Origin of the sequence: Haladaptatus sp. R4 (assembly GCF_001625445.1) — an archaeon.
GTDB lineage: Archaea > Halobacteriota > Halobacteria > Halobacteriales > Haladaptataceae > Haladaptatus.
In genome coordinates this window covers 459,796-483,086 of record NZ_LWHG01000011.1, presented here as the reverse complement: position 1 = coordinate 483,086, position 23,291 = coordinate 459,796, and the positions used below count along the sequence as shown (strand labels likewise).

Annotated in this window: 23 protein-coding genes and 1 pseudogene; 13 read left to right on the top strand and 11 right to left on the bottom strand. The window is 61.9% G+C overall.

Annotated elements, in window-relative coordinates:
• Positions 1-39 precede the first annotated feature (39 nt).
• Positions 40-770, bottom strand: a pseudogene (locus A4G99_RS06090) (nucleoside phosphorylase).
• 122 nt (positions 771-892) lie between these two features.
• Between A4G99_RS06090 and A4G99_RS25755 the strand changes: the two are divergent.
• The gene (locus A4G99_RS25755) at positions 893-1,033 is read left to right on the top strand and encodes a hypothetical protein (RefSeq protein ID WP_190303701.1); all 141 of its coding nucleotides are present in this window, start codon (positions 893-895) and stop codon (positions 1,031-1,033) included.
• Between the two features lie 9 nt (positions 1,034-1,042).
• On the opposite strand, the gene A4G99_RS06085 is transcribed toward A4G99_RS25755, so the two are convergent.
• Entirely contained in the window at positions 1,043-1,507 is a 465-nt protein-coding gene (locus A4G99_RS06085) for a DUF5812 family protein (protein ID WP_066140739.1), read from the bottom strand.
• 128 nt (positions 1,508-1,635) lie between these two features.
• Between A4G99_RS06085 and A4G99_RS06080 the strand changes: the two genes are divergently transcribed.
• On the top strand, positions 1,636-2,235 hold the full coding sequence (locus A4G99_RS06080) for an NUDIX domain-containing protein (protein WP_066142374.1): 600 nt from the start codon (positions 1,636-1,638) through the stop codon (positions 2,233-2,235).
• 926 nt (positions 2,236-3,161) lie between these two features.
• A complete protein-coding gene (locus A4G99_RS06070; RefSeq protein WP_066140733.1) occupies positions 3,162-3,599 on the top strand; it encodes a GNAT family N-acetyltransferase in 438 nt (145 codons plus the stop codon).
• Positions 3,600-3,666: 67 nt separating this feature from the next.
• Here the strand turns inward: A4G99_RS06070 and pdxS are convergent, their stop codons facing one another.
• The gene (pdxS, locus tag A4G99_RS06065) at positions 3,667-4,575 is read right to left on the bottom strand and encodes a pyridoxal 5'-phosphate synthase lyase subunit PdxS (protein ID WP_066140731.1); all 909 of its coding nucleotides are present in this window, start codon (positions 4,573-4,575) and stop codon (positions 3,667-3,669) included.
• 108 nt (positions 4,576-4,683) lie between these two features.
• On the opposite strand from pdxS, the gene A4G99_RS06060 reads away from it, so the two are divergent.
• Positions 4,684-5,409, top strand: coding sequence for a DUF1405 domain-containing protein (locus tag A4G99_RS06060; RefSeq protein ID WP_066140728.1), 726 nt, complete (start codon positions 4,684-4,686; stop codon positions 5,407-5,409).
• A 10-nt stretch (positions 5,410-5,419) separates the two neighbouring features.
• Here A4G99_RS06060 and A4G99_RS06055 read toward each other — a convergent pair whose 3' ends face one another.
• Complete coding sequence (locus A4G99_RS06055) at positions 5,420-6,310, bottom strand: DUF6293 family protein (RefSeq protein WP_066140725.1); 891 nt, start codon at positions 6,308-6,310, stop codon at positions 5,420-5,422.
• Between the two features lie 234 nt (positions 6,311-6,544).
• Between A4G99_RS06055 and A4G99_RS06050 the strand changes: the two genes are divergently transcribed.
• Together A4G99_RS06050 and A4G99_RS06045 are read left to right on the top strand one after the other, a co-directional pair.
• Positions 6,545-6,754: a hypothetical protein gene (locus A4G99_RS06050; protein WP_066140722.1), complete on the top strand. Its 210-nt coding sequence runs from the start codon at positions 6,545-6,547 to the stop codon at positions 6,752-6,754.
• Between the two features lie 805 nt (positions 6,755-7,559).
• Positions 7,560-8,081 (top strand): DUF5817 domain-containing protein, encoded by a 522-nt coding sequence (locus tag A4G99_RS06045; protein WP_066140720.1) that lies wholly within the window; start codon positions 7,560-7,562, stop codon positions 8,079-8,081.
• A gap of 48 nt (positions 8,082-8,129) precedes the next feature.
• Here A4G99_RS06045 and A4G99_RS25750 read toward each other — a convergent pair whose 3' ends face one another.
• Together A4G99_RS25750 and hmgA are read right to left on the bottom strand one after the other, a co-directional pair.
• Positions 8,130-8,270, bottom strand: coding sequence for a hypothetical protein (locus A4G99_RS25750; protein WP_190303700.1), 141 nt, complete (start codon positions 8,268-8,270; stop codon positions 8,130-8,132).
• Between the two features lie 181 nt (positions 8,271-8,451).
• Positions 8,452-9,663 (bottom strand): hydroxymethylglutaryl-CoA reductase (NADPH), encoded by a 1,212-nt coding sequence (gene hmgA / locus A4G99_RS06040; protein ID WP_066140718.1) that lies wholly within the window; start codon positions 9,661-9,663, stop codon positions 8,452-8,454.
• A gap of 171 nt (positions 9,664-9,834) precedes the next feature.
• On the opposite strand from hmgA, the gene A4G99_RS06035 reads away from it, so the two are divergent.
• The 3 genes from A4G99_RS06035 (at position 9,835) to A4G99_RS06025 (ending at position 13,648) form a co-directional block, all read left to right on the top strand.
• Complete coding sequence (locus A4G99_RS06035; protein ID WP_066140714.1) at positions 9,835-10,341, top strand: GNAT family N-acetyltransferase; 507 nt, start codon at positions 9,835-9,837, stop codon at positions 10,339-10,341.
• A 146-nt stretch (positions 10,342-10,487) separates the two neighbouring features.
• Positions 10,488-12,545 carry an excinuclease ABC subunit UvrB gene (gene uvrB / locus A4G99_RS06030; RefSeq protein ID WP_066140712.1) on the top strand — a complete coding sequence of 686 codons (2,058 nt, stop codon included), beginning with the start codon at positions 10,488-10,490 and terminating at the stop codon, positions 12,543-12,545.
• A gap of 188 nt (positions 12,546-12,733) precedes the next feature.
• Positions 12,734-13,648, top strand: a complete 915-nt coding sequence (locus A4G99_RS06025; protein WP_066140710.1) for a sulfite exporter TauE/SafE family protein — start codon at positions 12,734-12,736, stop codon at positions 13,646-13,648.
• Positions 13,649-13,669: 21 nt separating this feature from the next.
• Here the strand turns inward: A4G99_RS06025 and A4G99_RS06020 are convergent, their stop codons facing one another.
• Together A4G99_RS06020 and A4G99_RS06015 are read right to left on the bottom strand one after the other, a co-directional pair.
• A complete protein-coding gene (locus A4G99_RS06020) occupies positions 13,670-14,794 on the bottom strand; it encodes an SPFH domain-containing protein (protein ID WP_066140707.1) in 1,125 nt (374 codons plus the stop codon).
• Between the two features lie 112 nt (positions 14,795-14,906).
• A complete protein-coding gene (locus tag A4G99_RS06015; protein WP_066140706.1) occupies positions 14,907-16,025 on the bottom strand; it encodes an SPFH domain-containing protein in 1,119 nt (372 codons plus the stop codon).
• A 235-nt stretch (positions 16,026-16,260) separates the two neighbouring features.
• On the opposite strand from A4G99_RS06015, the gene A4G99_RS06010 reads away from it, so the two are divergent.
• Entirely contained in the window at positions 16,261-16,572 is a 312-nt protein-coding gene (locus tag A4G99_RS06010) for an antibiotic biosynthesis monooxygenase (RefSeq protein ID WP_066140705.1), read from the top strand.
• A gap of 30 nt (positions 16,573-16,602) precedes the next feature.
• On the opposite strand, the gene A4G99_RS06005 is transcribed toward A4G99_RS06010, so the two are convergent.
• A complete protein-coding gene (locus A4G99_RS06005; RefSeq protein ID WP_066140703.1) occupies positions 16,603-18,336 on the bottom strand; it encodes an excinuclease ABC subunit C in 1,734 nt (577 codons plus the stop codon).
• Positions 18,337-18,345: 9 nt separating this feature from the next.
• On the bottom strand, positions 18,346-18,954 hold the full coding sequence (locus A4G99_RS06000; RefSeq protein ID WP_066140701.1) for a hypothetical protein: 609 nt from the start codon (positions 18,952-18,954) through the stop codon (positions 18,346-18,348).
• 87 nt (positions 18,955-19,041) lie between these two features.
• On the opposite strand from A4G99_RS06000, the gene A4G99_RS05995 reads away from it, so the two are divergent.
• The 3 genes from A4G99_RS05995 to A4G99_RS05985 are packed head-to-tail and all read left to right on the top strand — an operon-like array spanning position 19,042 to position 21,130.
• Entirely contained in the window at positions 19,042-19,296 is a 255-nt protein-coding gene (locus A4G99_RS05995) for a hypothetical protein (RefSeq protein WP_066140700.1), read from the top strand.
• Positions 19,297-19,340: 44 nt separating this feature from the next.
• A complete protein-coding gene (locus A4G99_RS05990; RefSeq protein WP_066142371.1) occupies positions 19,341-20,255 on the top strand; it encodes an ABC transporter ATP-binding protein in 915 nt (304 codons plus the stop codon).
• A complete protein-coding gene (locus tag A4G99_RS05985; protein ID WP_066140698.1) occupies positions 20,252-21,130 on the top strand; it encodes an ABC transporter permease in 879 nt (292 codons plus the stop codon). The genes A4G99_RS05990 and A4G99_RS05985 overlap by 4 nt, the downstream gene beginning before the upstream one ends.
• Here A4G99_RS05985 and ligA read toward each other — a convergent pair.
• A complete protein-coding gene (gene ligA, locus A4G99_RS05980) occupies positions 21,127-23,184 on the bottom strand; it encodes an NAD-dependent DNA ligase LigA (RefSeq protein ID WP_066140696.1) in 2,058 nt (685 codons plus the stop codon). The genes A4G99_RS05985 and ligA overlap by 4 nt on opposite strands.
• Between the last annotated feature and the right edge of the window lie 107 nt (positions 23,185-23,291).

Below are 23,291 nucleotides of genomic sequence, written 5' to 3'. Positions count from 1 at the left end.
CTACACTCTTGTGGTCCGCCAGACGAAAAACGGCCGTACTTACGACAGCGAGACGACCGCGTCGAGCGTGATTCGAATCGCGCGCTCGACGTTGTTCTTCGCCTTCTCCGGCAGTTCGTCGTCCTCGGTGTCGGTTCCCTTCTGGGTTCCTTTCACGAGGTTGCCATCGACGGTACAGATGGCACCCGAGCGCATGCCCTTGCGGCGCGCGACGGAGAAGACGGCGGCCGCCTCCATCTCGACGGCGAGGATGTTCGCTTCCTCCCACGCTTCGACGTACTCGTCGTCTCGGCGTAGAACGCGTCGTCGGACGCGATGGGACCGACGTGAACGTCCTCCTCGTTGCTTTCGGCCGAATCCACGAGCGCCGAGAGGACGCCGTAGTCCGGCACCGCCGGGTAGGTGTCCTTCTCGTAGCGACGGGTCGTCCCCTCGTCCTTCGCCGCACCCGTGGCGACGATCATGTCGCCGATTTCGATGTCCTGCTGGAGCGCACCGATGGTCCCGACGCGGATGACGGTCTCGACGCCGACGGCGTGCATCTCTTCGAGCGCGATGGTCGCCGAGGGACAGCCGATACCGGTCGAACAGATCGTGAGCGGAACACCGTCGTACTCCGCGTTGACGACCTTGTATTCGCGGTTCTCGGCGACGACTTCCGAGGAATCACACTGGGCCGCGATTCGATCCACGCGCCCGGGGTCGCCGGGGATCAGCGCGATGTCGTTCAGGTCGCCCTCGTCAACGAGCAGGTGCGGTTGCATTGCCATGGCCGAGGGTTTTCAGGTGAGATAGAAAAGGTTAGCTGTAGCGAGTGAGGATGTCGCGTTCTCGAAGTTCCGAGTACCCCTAACAAATACTGTTATGTATTTTGAATAAAAACCGGAATGCGATGTCACACTGCCCTGATTGCGGCGATGAGATAGAGGACTTGGCCAAAGGAAACTCGACCGCCCGGCACACGTTCAGCGCGGCGACGGTGTGGGAGTGTCCCCACTGCGGGGTGATCCTCGGCGTGAGCGACAACGGGTGAAGAACCATTCTACGGCAAGTACCGAACGCTCACCGTTCCGTCCTCCGAGCGGATTTCGACGCGGTTGACGCCCAATCGGGCCGCGCGTGCGAGCGTCCCCTCGTCGTTCAGCACGTCAGCGACGGCGTCCCCGGTCTCCTCCGGCGGAACGGATAGAACGTGAATTTCGCCGATTCCGGCGCGTTCGGTCCGTTCGAGGTCGCCGACGTCCTGTTCGGCGGCGACCTCCCGTTCGTGGCTGGTCGGCGGTTCGTCGCTCTCGTGGACGGTGAGGGGCCGTCGCTCGTCGAGTTCGACGACTTCCCACGTCACTTCCATCGGCGGTTCGGGGGCGACGGTCGCCTCGACCGCATCGTCCGTTTCGACGCCGGGGTTGGTCGAGAGGGTGTGTACCTGTCCGTCGTGAACGTCCTTCAGCACCGCCGACTCCTCTTCCGCGTGGGTGACGAGGAACGTGCTCGTCTTCTCGGTCATGGCGGGAGGTATGACGCGGTGCCTTTTCCGGGTTGCGCTCCCGTCCAGCGGTACATCGCGGAACGCTCTTCGACGATTTGTCGATGGTTTCCGAAGAACGTTTGAAACGGATGGTTCTCTATAGCGGTATGAGCACTGAGAACGCCGCCGACTCGCCGGATGGGAGCGCCGAGAGCGCCGCGACCGACGAGCGCCACGAGAACGCCCGACAGAACGTCGTCGCCGTGGACGGGGACGACAACGAACTGGACATCGTCAACCGATTGGACGCCCACATGGGCGACGGCATCCGCCACCGCGCCTTCACCGCCCTCATCTTCAACGAGGACGGGGACATCCTGCTCGCCCAGCGGTCGCCGACGAAGCGCCTCTGGGACACCTACTGGGACGGCACCGTCGCCTCCCACCCCAACCCCGGCCAATCCCAAGAGGAGGCCACTCGCCAGCGCCTCGAAGAGGAACTCGGCATCTCGCCCGACCAGTACGACGACCTGCGCGTGACCGACAAGTTCGAATATAAACGCTATTACCCGCAGGAGGGCGTCGAACACGAGGTCTGTTCGGTGCTCAAACTCACCCTCACCGATACCTCACTCGACCCCGTCGAGGAGGAGGTCGGCGGCCTGATGTGGGTTCCCTACGAGCGTCTGTACGAGAACCCGCGCTGGTACCGTCAACTTCGCCTGTGCCCGTGGTTCGAAATCGCCATGCGGCGAGACTTCGAGTAACAGGCGTTCGGAAATCGTGAGTTCGAGTACCGCGAGTTCGATTTTTCGCCCTCGTGGAAACCCTTACGCGTCCGGCTGATGCTCGGAGATAGATACAGGGCGAGTATGCAGTGTGCTTCGACGGCAGTCGGGGAAGTGTGATGATTGCTTGAGACGATACTCACGTCTCACACGGGTTCTCGAACCTGCGGTATTGACCACCGTCCTCGATTCGGATAGACAGTCGCAGGCACTGTGACTCCGGTGGATCAGACTCGGTGTACCTGATGTGGTGTATTTCGCCGCTGTCTATCGTCACCGAGACGGTATCGGCTCGCCGTTCACCGATCGGTGCGGAGATCGTACGGCTGTTTCCCAACGTGTTATCATCGGAGGCTGGTGGAGCGACATTGTAGGTTTCCGAAAACAACTCCCGCCCGGAACGAGTGATTCGAATATCGACCGTTCGCGGTTGTTGACTGGCATTCCGCAACACTATTTGGCCGGGAGTAAACGGTGCAGATTCCGATTCGTTCAGAGTACAGCCACTACCCCCGACTAACGTGGCGACGAGACCGCCAAGGAGGACACGGCGTGACGGACGGTACATACCTGCGATTTATTTTCCTATGTGGTAAAAATTATCTTTACCGCATTTGGACAAGTCTCGCATTTTCTCGCAGGTCGAAAGAGGTTACAGGGACGCACGCTCAACTGAGCGGGTAGCTGCAATCGTATTTCGCGGTAGAAACAGGGAATCATTGCTGCAGAGATCCTCCCCCTTCAGTACGGCATTTCCGTCTCCTGTTGAAGATTTCGACAGAGCCGATTTTTCGGTACGTCTTCTCGCCGCCAGTGATGCCGACGAGGAGCCGTCGAGCCACTGTGCTAACGGTTGCCAACGTATCAAAAGAGCATTAATTGGGCGCGAAAAACCGGTGTGACGAATGAGTCACGTTCGAAACCTCGCGCCCGACGACGCAGAGGAACTCACCGACCTCTACGAGGAGTACGAGTGGTGGGAGGACCGCGAGGTGGACGACGTTCGAACCGCCCTCGCCGAAACGGAAGTCGCCATCGGCGTCGAAGACGAAGAAAACCTCGTGGCTGCGGCGCGAATCCTGACCGACTACACCTACTACGCGAACGTATTCGACGTGATAGTTGCCGCGGACCGCCGCGGGGAGGGTTTCGGTAAAATCCTGATGGAGGCGGTCGTCGACCATCCCGACCTCCAGAGCATCGTCGGCCTGTCCCTGCTCTGTCGTCGTGGACTGGTGCCGTACTACGAGTCGGTCGGCTTCGATTTGTTCGACCCGGAGATGGAAATCCCGGAGGGTGGCGTCGAGAGGCTGGTTCGGATGACGTACGAGCAAACCGACTGAACCGATGGCCGGGCGAGCGAACCGCTCTCGATGGGAGAAAATATCGAAAACGGAATCCTCTGTTATCTCAGTTGCCGCGACCCTGCATCTTCTCTTCTTCGGGCAGGTCCACGTTGGCCTCGCCCTTCATGCCTGAACCGATGTCCTTGCTGATGTCGGCGAGGCGCTCCGGGTCGTCCCAGTTGTTCGTCGCTTCCACGATGGCGTTGCCCATCAGTACGGGGTCCTCTGCACCGAAGATGCCCGAGCCGACGAAGATGCCGTCACAGCCGTGGTGCATCATCAGCGCCGCGTCGGCGGGCGTCGCAATGCCACCGGCCGCGAAGTTGACGACGGGGAGTCGTCCGGCTTCGGCCGTCTCGTGGACGAGTTCGGCGGGGGCTTCGAGTTCGCGGGCGATCATCTCGCGCTCCTCGTGGGTCTTGCCCTGAAGCTCCCGAATCGCGCCCTTGATCGTGCGCTGGTGGTGGACGGCTTGGTTCACGTCGCCGGTTCCGGCCTCGCCCTTCGTGCGGATCATCGCCGCGCCTTCGTTGATGCGGCGAAGCGCCTCGCCGAGGTTACGCGCGCCGCAGACGAACGGCGAGGTGAACTCGCGCTTGTCGATGTGGTACTTCTCGTCCGCGGGGGTGAGGACCTCGGACTCGTCGATCATGTCCACGCCGATGGATTCGAGGATCTGAGCTTCCGTCGTGTGGCCGATTCGCGCCTTGCCCATCACGGGAATCGAAACCTCGTCGATGATCTCCTCCACGTCGGCGGGGTCGGCCATCCGCGCCACGCCGCCGCGCTTTCGGATGTCCGCCGGGACGGCTTCGAGCGCCATGACGGCGACCGCACCCGCGTCCTCCGCGATGCGGGCCTGTTCGGGGTTCACGACGTCCATGATGACGCCGCCTTTCTGCATGCGGGCGAAGCCGCGCTTGACCAGTTCCGTGCCGCGCTTGAGTTCCTCGATGTCGGTTGGCTCTGCCATGGTGGACCCTAACGAAGCCGGGGGTTAAGACGTACCGATTACGGCACGGGGAAACCAGTCAAAACGCCAATCGAAGCCTCTTTGGGACGACAATTCCTCGCCGAGGGTATGACGAGCCTTCCGGCCCGCGAAACCCTCCCGCGGTACGTCGCGCCGCTTCCAGAGTGGCTGGAGGATTTCGGCCTGCGAATGGCGTGGCCAATCGTTATCATCAATCTCATCGGCACCGCGTTCGGTTTCTGGTACTACGGCTTTCATCCGTACCCCTTTTCCGACCCGCTCATGACGTGGCAGTTCGGCGTCGAACCGGCTTCCATGTGGCTCTTCGTTCCGGACAGCCCGATGGCCACGCTGTTCATCGCGATATCACTCGCCCTGTGGAAACTCGGGCGAAACAACGAGTGGATGAACATGCTCGCTTTCTTCGGCTGTCTCCAGCTCGGCCTCTGGACGCCGTTCGTGTTGGCCGTGTTCCACAACGGGTTCCTCCAGGACACGAGCGGGCCGATGTACGCGTTCCTGTTCTGTAGTCACCTCTCGATGGTCGTGGAGGCGTTCCTCATCTATCGCTACAGTAGCTTTCCGGTCGGAGCCATCTCGTTCGCCGTCCTCTGGTACGGCTTCAACGACGTCGTGGACTACTTCGTTCCCATCGTCGGAACGCCCCACCACACCGCACTGCCAGCACAGAAACTGATGGCGAACGGCTGGTTCAACCATCCGGTCCACACGCACCGAATCGCCGCGGCGGGCGCGGTGGTGATAACACTGTTGGCGACGTTCCTGGCGCTCACGACGCGAATCGAGAAGTTGGAGTCGAGGGTAAAAGACTGAAGGATCGGAGTTATTCGTCGTTCGTGTGCGAGCGCACCCACAACTCGCCGATTCGTGAGAGCCGCGTGCGGTAGGATTTCCCCTCCTCTTCCTGTTCGATGTAGCCCTTTCCGCCCGGGCCGAGCCTATCGACGTTGTAGATGACCTTCGACCGGAAGCTGTCGGTGTACTCCTCGTTCAGGTCGCGGGCCAGCGTCTGTGCGAGTTCGCTCACGCTCTCGAACTGGCCGTGCTCGCCGAGCGTGAACAGGATGAGTTCCTCGAACGGTTTGACGTTCGAAAACGACGCCACGGGGAGTTCCACGATGTGCCCCGTTCCGACGCGTTTCGCGCCGATGGTCGTCCCGCGCTCGTCGAACTCCGAGAGCAGGTCGCGGGCGTGTTCGAGGTGCGTCTCGATGCGCTCCTCGTCAACCTCGCCGTTCAGCACGGATTCGAGCAGTTCGGTCTCCTCGCGCAGTTCCTCGGCGAGTTCCGTTTCCAGATACTTCTCGGGTGCGGTGTAGTAGGTGTGAATCTTCTCGCGGTCCTCCTGCCGTTCGACCATGATGGAGTGGGCCGCGGTGGCGAACGCGAAACTCACCGTCCGGGGCATGGCGCTGACGTTCACCCACACCTCGCCGCCAGCGTCGAGTTCGGCGTTGATGCGCTCGTAGGCCTGCTCGAACGCCGTGTCGTAGTCGTAGACGTCCTCGATGACGACGCGTTCCGTTTCCGCCCCGAGCAGGTTTTCGAAGTCCTTGCCGAGTTTCCGGGAGAGGTTACGGGAGTACTCCACGTTCGCCTCGCTCCCCACCGCGCCCTCCAACAGGATGACCCGGTCAACGTCCAGTTGGTCGCGCACCAGCGGCGCGATAAGCCGGTCGTAATCGAACCCGACCGGGACGATGTGTGTCTGCATGGGCGGGGATTCTCGGGAAACGGGTTTAAAGTCGTCGTCAACGGGTCTCGGAAAGACGACTTCGAGTGCGGGATGGACGGCGTTGGAGACGTCATTCGTCGGATTCCGTACCCGTCAGAGCCAATAGAATTAACTCCCCATAGTCAATACTCCCATCCGAAGCAGACGGGGTATCCGCCGAAAGGCCAGTGTTCAAGGCACTGACCTCGTGTGCTTCAGGAGGTTCCCTAAAGCATGTCGGACAACGAACTTTCTGATGAAAAACGTATCGCCACCACCCAAACCGTCCTCTGTCTCAAAGGCATCGACCGCGAGGACGTGGACGAGCAGTTGTTGGAACTGATCCACGAGCATTTCAAGCAGCGGGACATGCTCGTCCGGGATATCTCCGTTCACGCCCAGCGGCGATACGCGTCCGGTCGTTCGTGGCGTGAAACACCGTGAAGCAGGCTAGGAGATGCTAGAGTTAGCTATTCTTCTTTAGTGCGAACTGGTTACTCCGGTTTTGCGATTGCAGTTGCCGAGAACACTACTTCGAAATCCCTCGCCCGCTCGCTTCGACGAGACGTATTTGATAGCTTTGTAATTGCAACTACTGGGGAGCAGACCGCCTCGAAAGCCCCCGCCCGCTCGCGGCCCCTTTCAATCCACCCACACCACCGCCGCAACCACCCACACACCTCCCCAGCCGATTGCGCGCTTCGCTCGTTTCACTCGCTCCAGTGCCTGCGGGCTACGGCCGCAGGTCATCGAGACGCGGAGCGTCTCGCAAGTCTCATCCCTCGCACGGGCGCACTGGCGTGCACCACCGTCAGAGCGAAGCTCTGACGAGCCACTCGTTCGCTGTGCTCACGAGGACGTCGCGCGCCGTGCAGTTGGTCAGTCTCTGCCACCCCGTCCAGCCGGGTGGCGCGCGCTGACGAGACGGGTTGGCCAGTTGTCGGCCAATCCGTCTCGTTGACACCGTGCGAGGGATGACGGAGGGAGCGTAGCGACCGGAGGAATCGGCTGGGGAGGGTGTGGCGGCGGGGCGGTAGCTGTCGGGTGGGACTGGAAGGGGCGCCCGGTCGCGTTTACGTGGTTGCTGTGCAGGCCCTATCCGCGAGTTGTGCGGAGAGCGGATATCCTGCACAGCAACCGCGACCGGGCGGGGGCTTTCGAGGTAGTATTCTCGGTAACTGCAAAGTTATCTCGTTGTCGTCGTCGTGTTCGCAGAAGGTTGAACACGGATGGGACACCAACTCTCGGTATGTACAGTGTCGTGGGTTGCAACGGCTGTAGCAACCTGTGGATCGTCGAGGGGCGGCCGAAGACGACGAGTTGCCCGCGGTGTGGAAAACAACGGCAGTTCCGGAAGTTGAAGAAGTTCGTGGAGACCGACGACGAGGACCACGCTCGGGAGTTGCGGGCGTCGATGCTCGCCAATCGACAGGGACAGGGCGAGGCGTTCGCGGAACTCGACTCGTTCGCCGACATGAACGAACAGGCCGACGAGGCGGGGATGGACGACGAGGAATTCCTCGACCGCTCGGGACTGAACACGGAGGAGGTCGCCGCCGCCGGGAAGCGAACGAAGCGCCGGGGGAACAAGAAGAGCAAGAAGCAAGTCGTGTTGGACGCCCTCGACGCGTTGGACGAACCGACCGAGGAGGAGATTCTCGACTACGCGAGCGAGCGACGGGTTTCGGGGGAGTACGTCGAGAAGGCGCTCGTGAAACTCGCTCGGCGGGGAGAGATCAGCGAGAGTCGGGGCCAGTATCGTCGTATCTAAAATCGACACCCCCTATTCTTCATCGATGAAAGTCGGGACGGGCCCGACTTACGGGAACGGGCCACTCAGCGCTTTCCACACCGCGACGAGCAGTGTGACGACTGTGAGCAACAGCTTCAGGAACTGGAGGACATGATATGCCCGGGAGTCGGTTATCGGCGCGTCCCCGTCGTGGGAGGATGTTGCCATCGGGAGTCACCATTTGGTGGTACGGCGGGAACCGTTCCCCCACACGCACCGACAGCACCTTCGCGGCCGCGTACAATAAATTTCTAGTACTTTTTTCGTGATTTTATGTGGTTTTTCGTGCCGGTCCGTCGGCAAGGAGTCCTTGCTATCCGCTCTCAAAAACTGATAATAAAGTTCGATCCTACCGACCCAGTTCCTCGTGTGCGCTGGAGAGGTGGCGCGCGGCCAGCGCGGCGAGGAGGGAGAGTTCGCCCGCCAGCGCGCCGACGGCGATGATCTCGGCGAGGGCGTCGGCGTTGCTTCCGGCGGGGTCGCCGCCGCCGCGAAGACCCAACACGTCCAAGGCTTCCGACTGGGTGGGGAGTTTCGTCCCGCCGCCGACCGTTCCGACCTCCAGACTGGCGATACTGACGCTGGCGTACAGTTCATCCTCGCGGGCCTGAACGGTCGTGATGGCGTTGCTTCCCTCGACCACCTGCGCGGCGTCCTGCCCGGTCGCGAGAAACGCCGCCGCCACGACGTTCGCGGCGTGGGCGTTGAAGCCGAGCGCCCCGGCCTTCGCGCTCCCGACGAGGTTCTTGCGCGTGTTCGCCTCCTCGATTGCCTCCGGCGTGGTGTGGAGTCGCTCCTCGACGACCTCGCGCGGAATCTTCACGTCGGCCGTGACGCTCCGGCCGCGGCCCTCGACCGAGTTGATTGCGGCCGGTTTCTTGTCCGAACAGAGGTTGCCCGACAGCGCGACGAGGCTCGCCGGGGTCTCCTCCTCGACGAGCGAGGCGGCCTCGCGCGTCGCGATGGTCGCCATGTTCATCCCCATCGCGTCCTTGGTATCGTAGACGAACCGCAGGAAGACGGAGTCGCCGACGACGTACGTCGTCACGTCCAGCAGTTCCCCGTGGTTGGTCGTGGATTCGGCGACCGCGGCGAGTTCGTCGCGGTTGTCCCGAACCCAGTTCACGACCGTCTCGGCCTCCGCGATACCCTGCACGCGGAAGACGGGAGCGCGGGTCATCCCCTGCTTCGTCACGCGCGCGTCCGCACCGCCCGCGGAGTCGATGACGGAACAGCCACGGTTGACGCTGGCGAGGAGCGCCCCCTCCGTCGTCGCGAGCGGGAGGTAGTACTCGCCGTCGGCCGACCCGCCGTTGACGGCGACCGGTCCGGTCACGCCCAGCGGCACCTGAATCGTTCCGACCATGTTCTCGATGGCGGTTTCGGCGTCCTCGGCCGGGAAGGCGTACTCACCGACCGTGTCGAGTGTCGCGTCCGTCTCCGATTCGAGGAGTTTCCGGCGCGCCTCCGTCGCCGTATCGGCATCCGTGTGGTCTTCGAGTTCGTGCAGGCGCAGGTCTCCCGCCAGTACCTGCTCCGCGAGGTCGTCTGCATCGGTCATGATTCGCCGGTTGTCGTTCCATCCCCTAACAGTTACCCATTCAATGCCGTTTCTTATCCATTCAATGCCGTTTCTTATCCATTCGGTGCCGTTCCATACCCATTCCCCGAGTATGGCAGAACCGTTCCAAACCACCGCCAACGCTATGATTCAGCGTGGAATCATATCCGTATGGAAATCAGACCCGCGACGGCAAGCGACGCGGCCGACATCCGCCGAGTCGCACGCGCGGCGTGGCAGGAGGCCTACAGCTTTCTCCCTTCCAAGGAGCACGATGCCGCGTTCAACCAATGGTACACCGTCGAACAGATCGAAGCCCGAATGGCCGACGACGAGGCGGAGACCCTCGTCGCCACCACGGACGACGAACTCGTCGGGTACGGTCACGCCACTGCACAAACCCACGCCGACAGCGTCGGCGAAGGAGAACTGACCGACATCTACGTCGACCCCGACCACTGGCGGACCGGAATCGGCACCGCCCTCCTCTCCGGAATCGAGGACCGACTCCACGAACGCGGCCTCACCCGACTGAAAGCCCCCGTCCTCGCCGACAGCGTGTCCGGAACCGAGTTCCTCGAATCCAACGACTTCGAACGCATCGAGGAGCGCATCACCGACCTGTTCACCGGTGGGACGAGGGAACAGTACGTCTACCACCACCAGTTCACGGGATAGCGTCGTGCTGAAAGGATCTGGGAATGGAGTCGCGGTAAGCTCACACATCCTTTCGTAGCGAATTTCCAGCGACGACAGCCGTGAGAACCGCCACTTGCTCAGACAAGCGACCCGCTCAAGTAGCTCGAATTCCTACGAAAGATACCATGAGCGACACCCAGTCCGGCCCGCTTCGGCCGGACAACCCCGACGCCGAAACCGACTTTCGAGTTGACGCGCCATTCGACCCGGCGGGCGACCAACCCGAGGCCATCGAGCAGTTGGCGGCGGGGTTCAACGAGGGGATGGAAAAACAGACCTTGTTGGGCGTCACGGGGTCGGGGAAGACGAACACGGTTTCGTGGACGATAGAGGAAATCCAGAAACCAACGCTCGTCATCGCACACAACAAGACGCTGGCGGCACAGCTATACGAGGAGTTCCGAAACCTCTTCCCGGACAACGCGGTGGAGTACTTCGTCTCCTACTACGACTACTACCAACCGGAGGCCTACGTCGAACAGACGGACACGTACATCGACAAGGACGCGTCCATCAACGAAGAGATCGACCGCCTTCGACACTCCGCGACCCGCTCGCTGTTGACCCGTGACGACGTCATCGTCGTCGCCTCGGTCTCCGCGATTTACGGCCTCGGTGACCCGCGAAACTACGAGGACATGCGACTACGACTGGAGGTCGGCGAGACCATCGAACGCGAGGAACTGCTCGCCCGCCTCGTGGACCTGAACTACGACCGGAACGACATGGACTTCACGCAGGGGACGTTCCGGGTTCGCGGCGACACCGTCGAAATCTTCCCGATGTACGGTCGGTACGCCATCCGCGTCGAACTGTGGGGTGACGAGATCGACCAGATGGTGAAGATCGACCCGCTCGAAGGGGAGGTCAAATCGCAGGAACCCGCCGTGCTCGTCCACCCGGCGGAGCACTACTCGATTCCGGAGGAGACGATGGCGGAAGCGATTGCGGAAATCGAGGGGGATTTGGAGCGACGAATCCGCTACTTCGAGCGCAACGGGGACTTGGTGGCCGCCCAGCGGATCGAGGAGCGGACCACGTTCGACCTCGAAATGATGAAGGAGGCGGGCTACTGCTCGGGTATCGAGAACTACTCGGTGTACTTCACCGAGCGGGAGGTCGGCGACGCTCCGTACACCTTGCTGGACTACTTCCCGGACGACTTCCTCTGTGTGATCGACGAATCCCACCAGACGGTGCCCCAGATCAGGGGGCAGTTCGCGGGCGACAAATCCCGAAAGGATTCGCTCGTCGAGAACGGCTTCCGCCTCCCGACGGCCTACGACAACCGCCCCCTCACGTTCGAGGAGTTCGAGGAGAAGAGCGACAAGACGCTGTACATCTCCGCGACGCCCGCCGACTACGAACGCGAGCAGAGCGAGCAGATCGCGGAGCAGATCGTTCGCCCGACGCACCTCGTGGATCCGAAAGTGAAGGTCGCGTCCGCGTCGGGCCAAATCGACGACCTGATGGATCGTATCGACGAGCGCATCGAGAACGACGAGCGCGTCCTCGTGACGACGCTGACCAAGCGGATGGCCGAGGACCTCACGGAATATCTGGAGGAAGCAGGCGTGGCAGTCGAGTACATGCACGACGAGACGGACACACTCGAACGGCACGAACTCGTTCGTGGACTCAGGTTGGGCGAGTTCGATGTGCTCGTCGGCATCAACCTACTCCGCGAAGGGTTGGACATCCCGGAAGTGTCGATGGTAGCCATCCTCGACGCCGACCAGCAGGGCTTCCTGCGTTCGGAGACGGCACTCGTCCAGACGATGGGCCGGGCGGCCCGGAACGTCAACGGCGAAGTCATCCTTTATGCCGACGAGGTGACGGACGCGATGGAGAGCGCGATGGACGAAACCCAACGCAGGCGGCGGATTCAACGGGAATTCAACGAGGAACACGGCTACACGCCCGAAACCATCCAGAAGGAAGTCTCGGAGGCGAATCTGCCGGGGAGCAAGACGGACACGGGCGGCATCTCACGGAGCGAACCGGAAACGGACGAGGAAGCGGCCGAACAGATTCAACAACTCGAAGACCGCATGGAGGAGGCCGCAAACAATCTCGAGTTCGAACTCGCCGCCGACATCCGTGACCGGATCCGCGCCATCCGCGAGGAGTTCCACATGGACGAGGAGATGGGCGGCGTCGAACCCGAACGCGGGGAGTTCTGACCGGAAACTCCTGCCTCATCGTTCACCGGGATTCTCACGAACACCAACCTTTTTCAGTGTCAACTGGTGTGTAGCAGTCACGATGTCACGATTACACCGAGCGACCGCACTACGTCGTTCGTCAGTCGATTCCAAGGAAGAAAGCGGAATCCGATGCTGGACCTCCCCGAACGAAGGTGTTAGCTGAGATGTCGCTTCCGCTGGGATTCTCGCCGACCGGACTCGGCGTTTTCGTCTTGCTGACCTTCCTCATCGCGACGACGGTCAACACGTTCGCCATGGAGGCGGCGGTGTTGTTCACGCCCGCGTTCCTGTTCGTCTATCCGGAAATGGTGCCAGCGTTTCCCGACCTGGCGTTGCAGGGTGCCATCGGACTCGCGCTGTTCGTCGAACTGTTCGGATACACGAGTAGCGTCTCGGCCTACTGGTTCCGCGGGCAGGTGGATTGGACCGTCGCCAAATCCATTCTCGTGGTCAGCATCCCGATCGCAATCCTCGCGAGAGCGGTGTCCTACTTCGTCCCGTCCACCGCGCTCAAACTGCTGTTCGGCGGGATGTTGATCGTGCTATCGACCGTCCTCTATCTCTCACACCGCGACGGGAAATCGCTCGGTGACTTGGTCGATGAGAGCCGACTGTCGGGAGTGCTTTCCCGGGAATCGACCCGGATTCGAACGGACGGGGGGACACGAACGCCCCGGTTCGACCGCTTCGACCGCACCATCGCGGGCGTCGGCGGGGCGATGGCGGGCCTCGTCGGCATCGCCATCGGCGAACTCGCACAGACGCTGTTGACGGTTCGGAAGAACGTGTCCATCCGCATCTCCACGGGCACGAGCGCGCTCATCCTGCACGGGACCGTCGTCTCCGCGCTCGTCGCAAACCTCGTCCTCCTGCGCTACGCGCCCGAATCGCTGAGCGGTCACAACTTCACCGTCCCGTTCGAGTACGGTCTCGTCGCCGGGGTGACGTGTGCAGTGGGCGGCCAGATGGGGGCGTTCCTCAACAGTCGCGTTCCGGAGCATCGGACCGTCCAGACGATGATGGTCGTCTATTCGCTCGTCGGAATCTTCACGCTCGTCCGCGTGTTCGCCCTGGGGTGACCGAACGAGCGGTTTTTAGATTCAGTCCGATTCGGTGGCCGTCGTCCCACCCAGTTGCGAGGTTTCGTCCACCTGCGTGTCGAGTTCGGAGAGCATCTCGTCCACGTCGTCCAGTCCCAGCAATTCGCGCGTCTCCGTGTCGAATGTATTCGATTCGAGGAGGATGGTGTCCTCGCGCACGTCGCTTCCGGAGAGGTGTTTGCCGTAGCGACCCAACAGCGAGGAGAGTTCCTGTGGGAAAACGAACGTGGACGACTTGCTCTCGCCGACGCTCCGAAGCGTTTCGAGTCCGCGGTCGATGACGGCCCGCTCGCCCATCGATTCGGCGGACTTCGCACGGAGCACGGTCGAAACGGCGTCCCCCTGCGCTTCGAGGATTTGGCTCTGTTTTTCCCCCTGTGCCCGCGTGATGTTGGCCGTCTTCTCACCCTCCGCACGTTCGATGGCACCCCGACGGCGGCCTTGCGCTTCGAGGATCATCGCGCGACGTTGCCGCTCCGCGCTCGTCTGTTGTTCCATCGCGCCGACGACGGAACGGCTCGGCATCACTTCGCGCACTTCGACGCTCTCCACGCGAATCCCCCACTCGTCCGTCGGCGGGTCGATTTCCTCCCGGATTCGAGTGTTGATGACGTCCCGGCGCGACAGCGTCTCGTCCAGTTTCATGTCGCCGAGGACGGCCCTGAGCGTCGTCTGCCCGAGATTCGAGACGGCCCGCTCGTAGTCGTTGACGCCGAGAAACGCCCGCTTCGCGTCCATCACGCGAACGTAGAGGACGGCGTCTGCGATGACGGGCGAGTTGTCCTTCGTGATTGCCTCCTGTTTCGGCACGTCGAACACGCGGGTTCGCATGTCGAAACGGTGGGTCGCGCTCACGAACGGCGGGACGAAGTGAATGCCGGGGTCGAGGAGGCGTCGGTACTCGCCGAACACGGTCAGGACGCGTTTCTCGTACGGGCCGACGATTTCGATGGCGCTGTTGACCGTGGCCGCCGCGAGGACGAGAATGAGAAGTCCCGCTATCGCCGTCGTGTCGAGAAACGGAAGCGCGAGAAAGAAGAACGCGACGAATCCGACGGCGAACAGGGACTTCCCTGCACTGGCCCCCGACGAGAGTTTGCCGAGGGTGTAGAATGGGTTGTCCATGTGAAAGGTTACGCCACGAATCGCTTAACAGTTACGTGCTAACAAACCACATCGGAGGCGTGAATCCAACGACGTCGCGGGGGAAATAGAAGTCCCACTCCGCTTCGACTGCCTATTCGGCCTCGACGGGTTCCATCGGCTTGGGGTCCGGTTCGTCCGGCGATTCGAGTTCCGCCAGCGTCTCGTCGATATCGTCCAACCCGAGCAGCGTTTTGGTTTCGGCGTCGAACTCCTTGCTCTCCAGTTGAGCGCCGTCCTCGCGCACGTCGCTTCCCGTGAGGTGTTTGCCGTAGCGGCCGAGCGTGGAAGTGAGTTCCTGCGGGAGGACGAATTTCGTCGATTTGCCCTCGCCGATTGCTTGGAGCGTTTCCATTCCCTTCTCGATGACGGCGCGTTCTCCCATCGCCTCGGCGGATTTCGCGCGGAGCGTGGTGGCGACCGCATCACCCTGTGCGGTGATGATGTCGCTCTGTTTTTTCCCTTGCGCCCGGATGATGTTCGACGTCTTCTCACCCTCCGCACGCTCGATGGCGCTGTGTCGTTCCCCTTGCGCTTCGAGGATCATGGCGCGGCGTCTGCGTTCCGCGCTCGTCTGTTGTTCCATCGCATCGACGACGGTGGGGCTTGGCATGACTTCCTGCACTTCGACGCTTTCGACGTGAACGCCCCATTCGTCCGTCGGCGGGTCGATCTCCTTGCGAATCCGCGCGTTGATTTCGTCGCGGCGCGATAGCGTCTCGTCGAGACTCATGTCGCCGAGGACGGCCCTGAGCGTCGTCTGCCCGAGGTTCGAAACCGCACGGCGGTAGTCATCGACTTCGAGATACGCCTGCTTCGCGTCCGTTACCCGGACGTAGATGACGGCGTCGGCCATCAGCGGCGAGTTGTCCTCCGTGATCGCTTCCTGCTTCGGCACGTCGAGCATGTGTGTCCGCATGTCGAAACTGTGGGTCGCGCTCACGAACGGCGGGATGAAGTGGAGTCCCGGGCCGAGCAGTCCCCGGAAATCCCCGAAGACGACGAGGGCGCGTTTTTCGTACGCACCGACTATCTCGACGGCGCTGTTGATGGCGACGACCACAAGTGCGAGCAGGAGGAATCCCACGATTTCGACGCCGTTGAGCGTCGGGAGCAAAAAGAGGAAGACGAGGAGGGCGACGACTGCAAAGAGGAGTTTCGAGAGCCCGGAGCCTCCCGAAATCTGTCCCAGTTTGTAGAACGGGTGTTCCATACTCGAACAGAGAGACACCAGTCGTTTAACATTTTTGTGTCATTCGACGTCACGGTACTGAAGCGGAGACGGTGGAGAAAGAAATGAGGTGGAGAAAGAAATGAGGTGGAGAAAGAAACGAGGTGGAGAAACCGGCCGTATCGGAACTGTTGGGGGCGTATAATCCATTTCTGATTATGAAAACCCCGTTTCGAGAGATAGAGTTAAGCGTGGAAACGACGCAGTTCGTAGTGGAATGATAGTCGTCGAAAACAGGCTGTTCGTGGCAGATGAGTACGCAGACCAGTTCGTGGAACGGTTTCGAGACAGCATGGGCAAGGTCGAGAGTCAACCCGGTTTCGTCAAATTCGAGTTGCTGACGCCCGCCAACTCCGAGACGGATTCGTACATCTCTCAGACCTACTGGGAATCGATGGAGGATTTCGAGGCGTGGACCGACACCGACGCGTTCGCGGAGGCCCACGACGACCACCCACCGAAGGACATGTTCACCGAACCCCACGAACTCGAAATCCACGACGTGGCGTTCGAGCGAACGGCGGAGTGATCCGGTCTCTCGCGGCAGAATATATCGAACTCACAACCGACGCCGCAACGCGGTCACCGTCTTTTCGCCGACGCCATCGACCTCGCGGAGTTCGTCGTCGGACGCTCCCCGAATCCCGTCCAAGCTACCGAACCGACGGAATAGCTTTCTGCGGGTTTGCGGCCCGACTCCCGAGACGTCGTCCAGTTCGGTCGAAACGTCGTCCCGAAGCGTCTGGTGATACTGGACCGCGAATCGGTGTGCCTCGTCCCGCACTCGCTGGAGGACGTGGAGTTGTGGCGCGTCGTTCGGCCAGTTGTAGGTCGCGGTCGGCGTGACGACGATTTCCTCCGCCTTTGCGAGGCCGACCGCGGGCACGTCCCATTCGACGTCGTCGAGCGCTTCGCGTGCGGCGTCGAGTTGCCCCTGCCCACCGTCGATGAGGAGCAGGTCGGGGTCGGGGCGGTCGTCCCGACCCTCGACCGCCCGTTTCGCCCGCCAGTGGATCAGGTCGTGCATGTTCGCGTAATCGTCGTTTTTCTCCGTCAGTTTCTTCCGGCGGTAGTCGCCCTTCTCGGGCGACCCACCGACGAGAACGACGTTGCTCCCGACCACCGACGACCCCTGTGCGTGACTCACGTCGAACCCCTCGATTCGTTCGGCCGAGGGGAGCGAGAGCGCGTCCGCGAGCGCCCGGAGTTCATCCGGGTTGCCCGACCCCCTGCGGGCGTTTTTCAACGCCAGATCCACGAGCGTCGCCTCCCGTCCCGCCCCCGGCACGCGAACGGCGACGCCTTCGGTTTCCAACCACTCCATCACGTCGACGTCGTCCGGACGCTCCGAAAGCAACAGCGCGTCGGGAAGGTCGCGCTCGGCGTAAAACTGCGGGATGAACCCGCCGAAGACGGCGGCCACGTCGTCCCCGTCCGGTACCGATAAGGAGTGGTGGTCACGGTCCACGAGTTGGCCGCGCTCGCTGTGCAGTCGCGCGACCGTCGCCCGTTCGCCCTCGACTGCGGCCCCGAGCACGTCCACGGTTCGCTCGTCGGTTTGCGAGGTAATCGCGTCGGCGTCGCCGCCGTGGAACGACTCGACGGCGTCGAGTCGGTCGCGGAGGTTCGCCGCCCGCTCGAACTCGTGGCTCTGGGCGGCCGCCTCCATCTCGCGGCGAAGCGGGCGTGCGAGCACGTCCACCTCGCCACCCAAGAATCGCTCCACGCTCTCCACGTCGCCGAGGTACGCTTCACGGCCGATTTCGCCCGTACACGGCGCGGTACAGAGACCGAGGTCGTGGTCGAGACACGGCCGGTCGCGGTTTGCGAACTTGTGGTCCGAACAGCCACGGATACCGTACGTCTCCCGAAGCGCCTTGACGACCGTCTCGACCGTCGATTTGTTCGTGAACGGACCGAACACCGTCGCTCCGGCGCGGTCGGGGTCGCGGGTGATCTCGATCCGCGGGAACGTATGCCCCGTCACCTGCACCAGCGGATAGGATTTGTCGTCCTTCAGGCGGACGTTGTAGCGTGGCTGATACCGTTTGATCAGGTTCGCTTCCAACAGGAGCGCCTGCGTCTCCGTATCGGTGACGGCGAAGTCGAGAGAATCCGCCCGTGCGACCATGTTCCCGATGCGGTTGCTCCGTGGGTCGGCGTACGACCGAACCCGCGCCCGAAGATCGACGGCCTTCCCCACATAGCGAACCGTGTCGCCTTCCAAGAATTGATACACGCCGGGTTCTCGCGGTAATTCGCTCGCGTGCTCCCGGACGGTCGCCACGTCCATCGATTTCGATTAATCGGCGCTCGGCTTTGAACCTGTCCCTACCGCCGCCCGAATGCGGCGAGCGGCGTCCTCGGCCTCGTTGCCATCGACGGGAATTCGAATCGGGTCGCGTCCGGCGCGTTCGATTATCAGTTCTTCCGAACGGGTAAAGAGGTAGAGAATCCCGAGGATGAGGCCGACGAGCAGGAGCACCCCCCCAACCAGCAGCAGGATACTCGTCAGCAGGGAAAAGGCGTGGACCATCGTGCCGACCATCCCTTGGACGCCAGCGACGGCCTGTGCACTCGCCGTGTTCGTATCGCCGAAGCCGGTGAGCAACCCGCTGCTGTCGAGTAGGTACCCACCGCCCACGAGGAGCAAGCCATAGATGAAGCTCCGAACACACCACGAGAGGTAATCGGGGTGGCCAGCGGCTTGCACACGGGCATCGAGGACGTTCGGTCGGTCTTCGTGGTCGAACCGTCGGTCCTCCCCTTCGGGCATGAACGCGAGAAGGCGATGACTCGTCACCGCGATTCGCGCACCCTCCAGTTCGATTTCCTCTTCGATTTCCTCGCCCGCAAAGAGCATGTCGAGCAGGCGGTCGTCGGACGCCTGTGACAGCGGGGACTGTCCCATCGTTTACCGGTCAATCAGGGAGATAAATAAGGTTGCGGCTACCGACACCTCGCCAGATACAAATTCGATACCCACGAACGGCCAGCCATGAACGAGGTTCGAGTGTGGTTGGTCGAACGGACGTACAGCGACCGCGACCTGTTGACGCTGGTGTACTCGACGCCCGACGGAGAATGGTATCTTCGCAAGGAACGGGCGGGGAGACTCGGTGGCGAAACGACCGCCGCAATCGAAGTCGAACGGGAACGACTGGCCCGGGTCACCGACGAAGCCGAGAAGGAACGATACGCCACGGAGGCGACACGAATCGCGGAAAAGCGTGACCCAGATGACACGGTATAGCACGGAGCAACACCGTTATGTGTGCGTTGGCGGAATCTGAACCGATGACCGCTATCCGATTGGACGACGTGACGAAGCGATACGGGGACGTCACGGCCGTCGAGAATCTTTCACTCGACGTGAAAGAGGGGGAGGTGTTCGGCTTTCTCGGGCCGAACGGAGCGGGGAAATCGACGACCATCGACCTCGTTCTCGATTTTATCCGCCCGACGAAAGGTTCGGTCACCGTTCTCGGACACGATGCACAGACCGAGAGCATGGCGATTCGCAAACGAACCGGCGTTCTCCCGGAAGGGTTGTCCGTCTACGACCGCCTCACCGGAAGACAGCACATGGAGTTCGCCATCGAAGCGAAGAACGCCGACGACGACCCGGACGAACTGCTGAACCGGGTCGGAATCCCCGAGGCCGCCGACCGGAAAGCGGGGGGCTACTCGAAGGGGATGGCTCAGCGACTCGGACTCGCGATGGCGCTCGTCGGCGAACCCGATCTCCTCATTCTCGACGAACCGTCGTCCGGTCTCGACCCGACGGGTGCCCACGAGATGCGCGAGATCATCGATGAAGAACGGGAGCGGGGCGCGACGGTGTTCTTCTCCAGTCACATCCTCGGGCAGGTCGAAGCCGTCTGTGACCGAGTCGGAATCCTTCGCGAGGGCGAACTCGTCGCCGAGGACTCCATCGAAGGGCTTCGAGAGAACGTCGGCGGCGACACCGTTTTCCGAGTCGAGACCGCCTCGCTCTCCGCCGGTGCGATCGATCGGGTGTGCGCGATCGACGGCGTCGAGAGCGTCCGGCGCGACGGGGAGACACTGCTCGTCGACTGTGCGGCGAACGTCAAGACCACAGTCCTCACCACGCTCGAAGACACGGGCACGCAGGTCGAGGACTTTGAAACCGAGGAAGCGTCGCTCGAAGACCTCTTTATCGCATACACCCGGCAGGAGGCGACGCCATGACGTGGCAATCCGTCGCCCGAAAGGATTTCCGGGACGCGGTTCGGTCACGATGGCTGTGGGTGTTGACGGGGCTATTCGTCGTCGTGTTCGCAGTACCCCCGATCATCGCGTTCGTCCTGGATAACGGCGGGAACGCGGGGCAGAACACCAATCAGTACATCTCGCTGATGGAGCAAGGCACCGCGATCCTGATCCCACTCATCTCAATCGTTATCGGCTACGCGGCCATCACCCGTGAGCGCGAGTCGGGAACGCTGAAACTCATGCTCTCGCTTCCCCATTCGCGTGACGACGTCGTACTCGGCAAGGTGCTCGGACGGAGCGGTGTCGTCGGTATTTCCATCGTCATCGGGTTCGTCGTCGCCGCGGTGATCCTCCTGCTGACGAGCCTCCAGTTCAAGGTCGTCGATTACATCCTGTTCGCACTGCTCACGCTCCTCCTCGGTCTCGTGTTCGTGGGGTTGTCCGTCGGCATTTCGGCGACCGCCAAGACCGGCCGCCGAGCGATGATCGGCGCGGTGACGTTGTACATCGCCTTTCTCGTCTTCTGGAGTGGATTGGCAAACCTCGTTGCGAGTCTCCTCGGAAGATATGCTGGAATAGGAATACCCGGACGGGTATCCACGATGCTGTTCATCCGACTTCTGAACCCCGTAACGGCGTACAAGACGTTGGTTAATTCGTTGATATATTCGAGCCACATCGACGCACGGATAGTGCTGTTCGACGGACTGATCCGAACGACCGTCGCGAGCGTCCTCGGTAACTCTCTCCCGATATACTTCAGCGATGCGTTCGTCCTGATCTATCTCTTGTTCTGGCTGTTCATCCCCGTCGCAATCGGGTACTCGATCTTCCGGCGCGCGGAGCTCTAACGCGCCACGCCTTCGTCTTCCAGCAGCTCCCAAAATTGGGCTTCCGACAGGATCGGCACGTCGTTTTCCTCCGCATCGTTGGGTTTCGACTGTCCGGGGTTTTCTCCCACGACGAGGTAGTCCGTGTTACCCGAGACGCTTCCCGTCGCGTTCGCGCCGTGGCTCTCGACGAGGTCCGCGATATCCGACCGTGGTTCCGACAGCGACCCGGTGAACACGAACGTCAAATCCGCGAGTTCGTCGCCATCCACGACTTCCTCTCGCTCCGGTTCGACGTGTTCCAACAGTTCCTCGACGACGCTTCGATTGCGCTCCGAGTCGAAGAACTGCCGGATGCCGGTTGCGACTTTCGGCCCGATATCCGAGACGGCCTCCAGTTCGTCGGTACTGGCATCCATCACGGCGTCCATCGAGTCGAACTCCCGCGCCAACTCGCGGGCCGTTTCGCTCCCGACGCGTGGAATACCGATCGCCGAGAGGAAATGCGCAAGCGAAGGGCGTTTCGACGCTTCGAGTTCGGCGAGCAGGTTGTCCGCACTCTTCTCACCCCAGCCGTCCAATTCGAGCAACGCCTCCCGGTCGAGTTCGTATAGGTCGGGCAACGATTCGACCAAGCCTGCGTCGATAAGCTGGCTCACCCGTTCCTCGCCCAGTCCCTCGATATCGAGTCCGTCGTCGCTCCCGTAGTACGCTACTGCCTGCCGAAGTTGCGCATCGCACGCGAGTCCACCAGTGCAGTAGGCAATCGGTCCGTCACGTTCGACCGGACTGCCGCAGACGGGACACTGGTCGGGGAGTTCGTAGTGGCCTTCGCTGTGTTTTTCGACCACTTCGGAGACGTAAGGGATGACGTCACCCGCACGCTTGACGCGAACCTCGTCATCGATGTTGATATCCTTTTCAGCGATTTCGTCCGGATTGTGGAGGCTAGCGCGTGAGACGGTTACCCCACCGACATCGACGGGTTCGAGTAGCGCAACGGGGGTGAGTCGCCCCGTTCGTCCGACTTGCACGGTCACGTCCATGATCGTGGTTTGCTCCGAACGAGCCGGGAATTTGTACGCGTACGCCCATCGATACGAGCGTGCCGTCGTCCCGAGTTCGTCGCACTTCTTCCGATCGTTCACCTTGATGACGACCCCGTCGATTTCGTAGTTCAACTCCTCGCGCTCGGCCATCAACTGGTCACGGTAGTCGAGACAGGCCTCGATATCGTCCACGAGTTCGGTGCGGTCGTTCACCTTCAACCCGAACTTCGGCAGCGCCTCGTACTCCGACCAGTGGGTCGGGAAGTCCTCGCTCGCGTCGAGCACGTCGTAGAAGAAACAATCGAGGGGGCGCTCCGCCGTCACGGACGGATCGAGTTGCCGGAGCGACCCGGCGGCCGCGTTTCGCGGATTGGCGAACGGGTTCTCGCCGCGTTCGACCCGCTCGCGGTTGAACGCGGTGAACGCATCCAGCGGGAGATAGACTTCCCCCCGAACGGCGAGATAGTCCGGATAGTCACCTCGGAGGTGGTGCGGGATGCTGGCGATGGTGCGGACGTTCTCGGTCACGTCCTCGCCCGTCTCCCCGTCGCCGCGAGTCGCGGCGCGAGCGTACTCGCCGTCCTCGTAGACGACTTCCAGCGACAAGCCGTCGAACTTCGGGTCACAGACGTACTCCACCTCGTCGTACGCCCGATGGATTCGCTCGTCGAATCCACGCACGTCCGCTGCCTCTCCGCTGGAGTCGATGGAGAGCATCGGGGCGACGTGCTCGACGCTGTCGAGTTCGTCGAGCGGTTCGCCGCCAACACGTCGGGTTGGACTGTCAGCAGTCTGGACGTCGAACGCCTCCTCTAATTCTCGCAGTCGCGTGAAGAGAGCGTCGTAGGTCCGGTCGCCGATGAGCGGGTCGTTTTCGACGTAGTAGCGATAGTCGTGGTGGCGGATCGCCTCGCGAAGCAGTGCGGCCTGTTCGCTGGCCTCGGCTTCGCTCATCTCGACGACGGGTTCGAAATCCGTCCCTGGCTCTTCGACGTACGGGTTCTCGTCCGCGCTCACCTCTGCCATCGCTCGAAGGTTGTTCGTCGTCCGGTAAATACCTCATCACCGCTGTTGGAGAGGAAACAAAGCCCTGCAGTAACAGTTCCAGTATTCACACTGGCCGCCCGTCGGAC

Bases quoted from the DNA above. Each gene is read 5' to 3' on its own strand.
- A4G99_RS25755 (WP_190303701.1), top strand. From the start codon at position 893: ATGTCACACTGCCCTGATTGCGGCGATGAGATAGAGGACTTGGCCAAA.
- A4G99_RS06085 (WP_066140739.1), bottom strand. From the start codon at position 1,507: ATGACCGAGAAGACGAGCACGTTCCTCGTCACCCACGCGGAAGAGGAG.
- A4G99_RS06080 (WP_066142374.1), top strand. From the start codon at position 1,636: ATGAGCACTGAGAACGCCGCCGACTCGCCGGATGGGAGCGCCGAGAGC.
- A4G99_RS06070 (WP_066140733.1), top strand. From the start codon at position 3,162: ATGAGTCACGTTCGAAACCTCGCGCCCGACGACGCAGAGGAACTCACC.
- pdxS (WP_066140731.1), bottom strand. From the start codon at position 4,575: ATGGCAGAGCCAACCGACATCGAGGAACTCAAGCGCGGCACGGAACTG.
- A4G99_RS06060 (WP_066140728.1), top strand. From the start codon at position 4,684: ATGACGAGCCTTCCGGCCCGCGAAACCCTCCCGCGGTACGTCGCGCCG.
- A4G99_RS06055 (WP_066140725.1), bottom strand. From the start codon at position 6,310: ATGCAGACACACATCGTCCCGGTCGGGTTCGATTACGACCGGCTTATC.
- A4G99_RS06050 (WP_066140722.1), top strand. From the start codon at position 6,545: ATGTCGGACAACGAACTTTCTGATGAAAAACGTATCGCCACCACCCAA.
- A4G99_RS06045 (WP_066140720.1), top strand. From the start codon at position 7,560: ATGTACAGTGTCGTGGGTTGCAACGGCTGTAGCAACCTGTGGATCGTC.
- A4G99_RS25750 (WP_190303700.1), bottom strand. From the start codon at position 8,270: ATGGCAACATCCTCCCACGACGGGGACGCGCCGATAACCGACTCCCGG.
- hmgA (WP_066140718.1), bottom strand. From the start codon at position 9,663: ATGACCGATGCAGACGACCTCGCGGAGCAGGTACTGGCGGGAGACCTG.
- A4G99_RS06035 (WP_066140714.1), top strand. From the start codon at position 9,835: ATGGAAATCAGACCCGCGACGGCAAGCGACGCGGCCGACATCCGCCGA.
- uvrB (WP_066140712.1), top strand. From the start codon at position 10,488: ATGAGCGACACCCAGTCCGGCCCGCTTCGGCCGGACAACCCCGACGCC.
- A4G99_RS06025 (WP_066140710.1), top strand. From the start codon at position 12,734: ATGTCGCTTCCGCTGGGATTCTCGCCGACCGGACTCGGCGTTTTCGTC.
- A4G99_RS06020 (WP_066140707.1), bottom strand. From the start codon at position 14,794: ATGGACAACCCATTCTACACCCTCGGCAAACTCTCGTCGGGGGCCAGT.
- A4G99_RS06015 (WP_066140706.1), bottom strand. From the start codon at position 16,025: ATGGAACACCCGTTCTACAAACTGGGACAGATTTCGGGAGGCTCCGGG.
- A4G99_RS06010 (WP_066140705.1), top strand. From the start codon at position 16,261: ATGATAGTCGTCGAAAACAGGCTGTTCGTGGCAGATGAGTACGCAGAC.
- A4G99_RS06005 (WP_066140703.1), bottom strand. From the start codon at position 18,336: ATGGACGTGGCGACCGTCCGGGAGCACGCGAGCGAATTACCGCGAGAA.
- A4G99_RS06000 (WP_066140701.1), bottom strand. From the start codon at position 18,954: ATGGGACAGTCCCCGCTGTCACAGGCGTCCGACGACCGCCTGCTCGAC.
- A4G99_RS05995 (WP_066140700.1), top strand. From the start codon at position 19,042: ATGAACGAGGTTCGAGTGTGGTTGGTCGAACGGACGTACAGCGACCGC.
- A4G99_RS05990 (WP_066142371.1), top strand. From the start codon at position 19,341: ATGACCGCTATCCGATTGGACGACGTGACGAAGCGATACGGGGACGTC.
- A4G99_RS05985 (WP_066140698.1), top strand. From the start codon at position 20,252: ATGACGTGGCAATCCGTCGCCCGAAAGGATTTCCGGGACGCGGTTCGG.
- ligA (WP_066140696.1), bottom strand. From the start codon at position 23,184: ATGGCAGAGGTGAGCGCGGACGAGAACCCGTACGTCGAAGAGCCAGGG.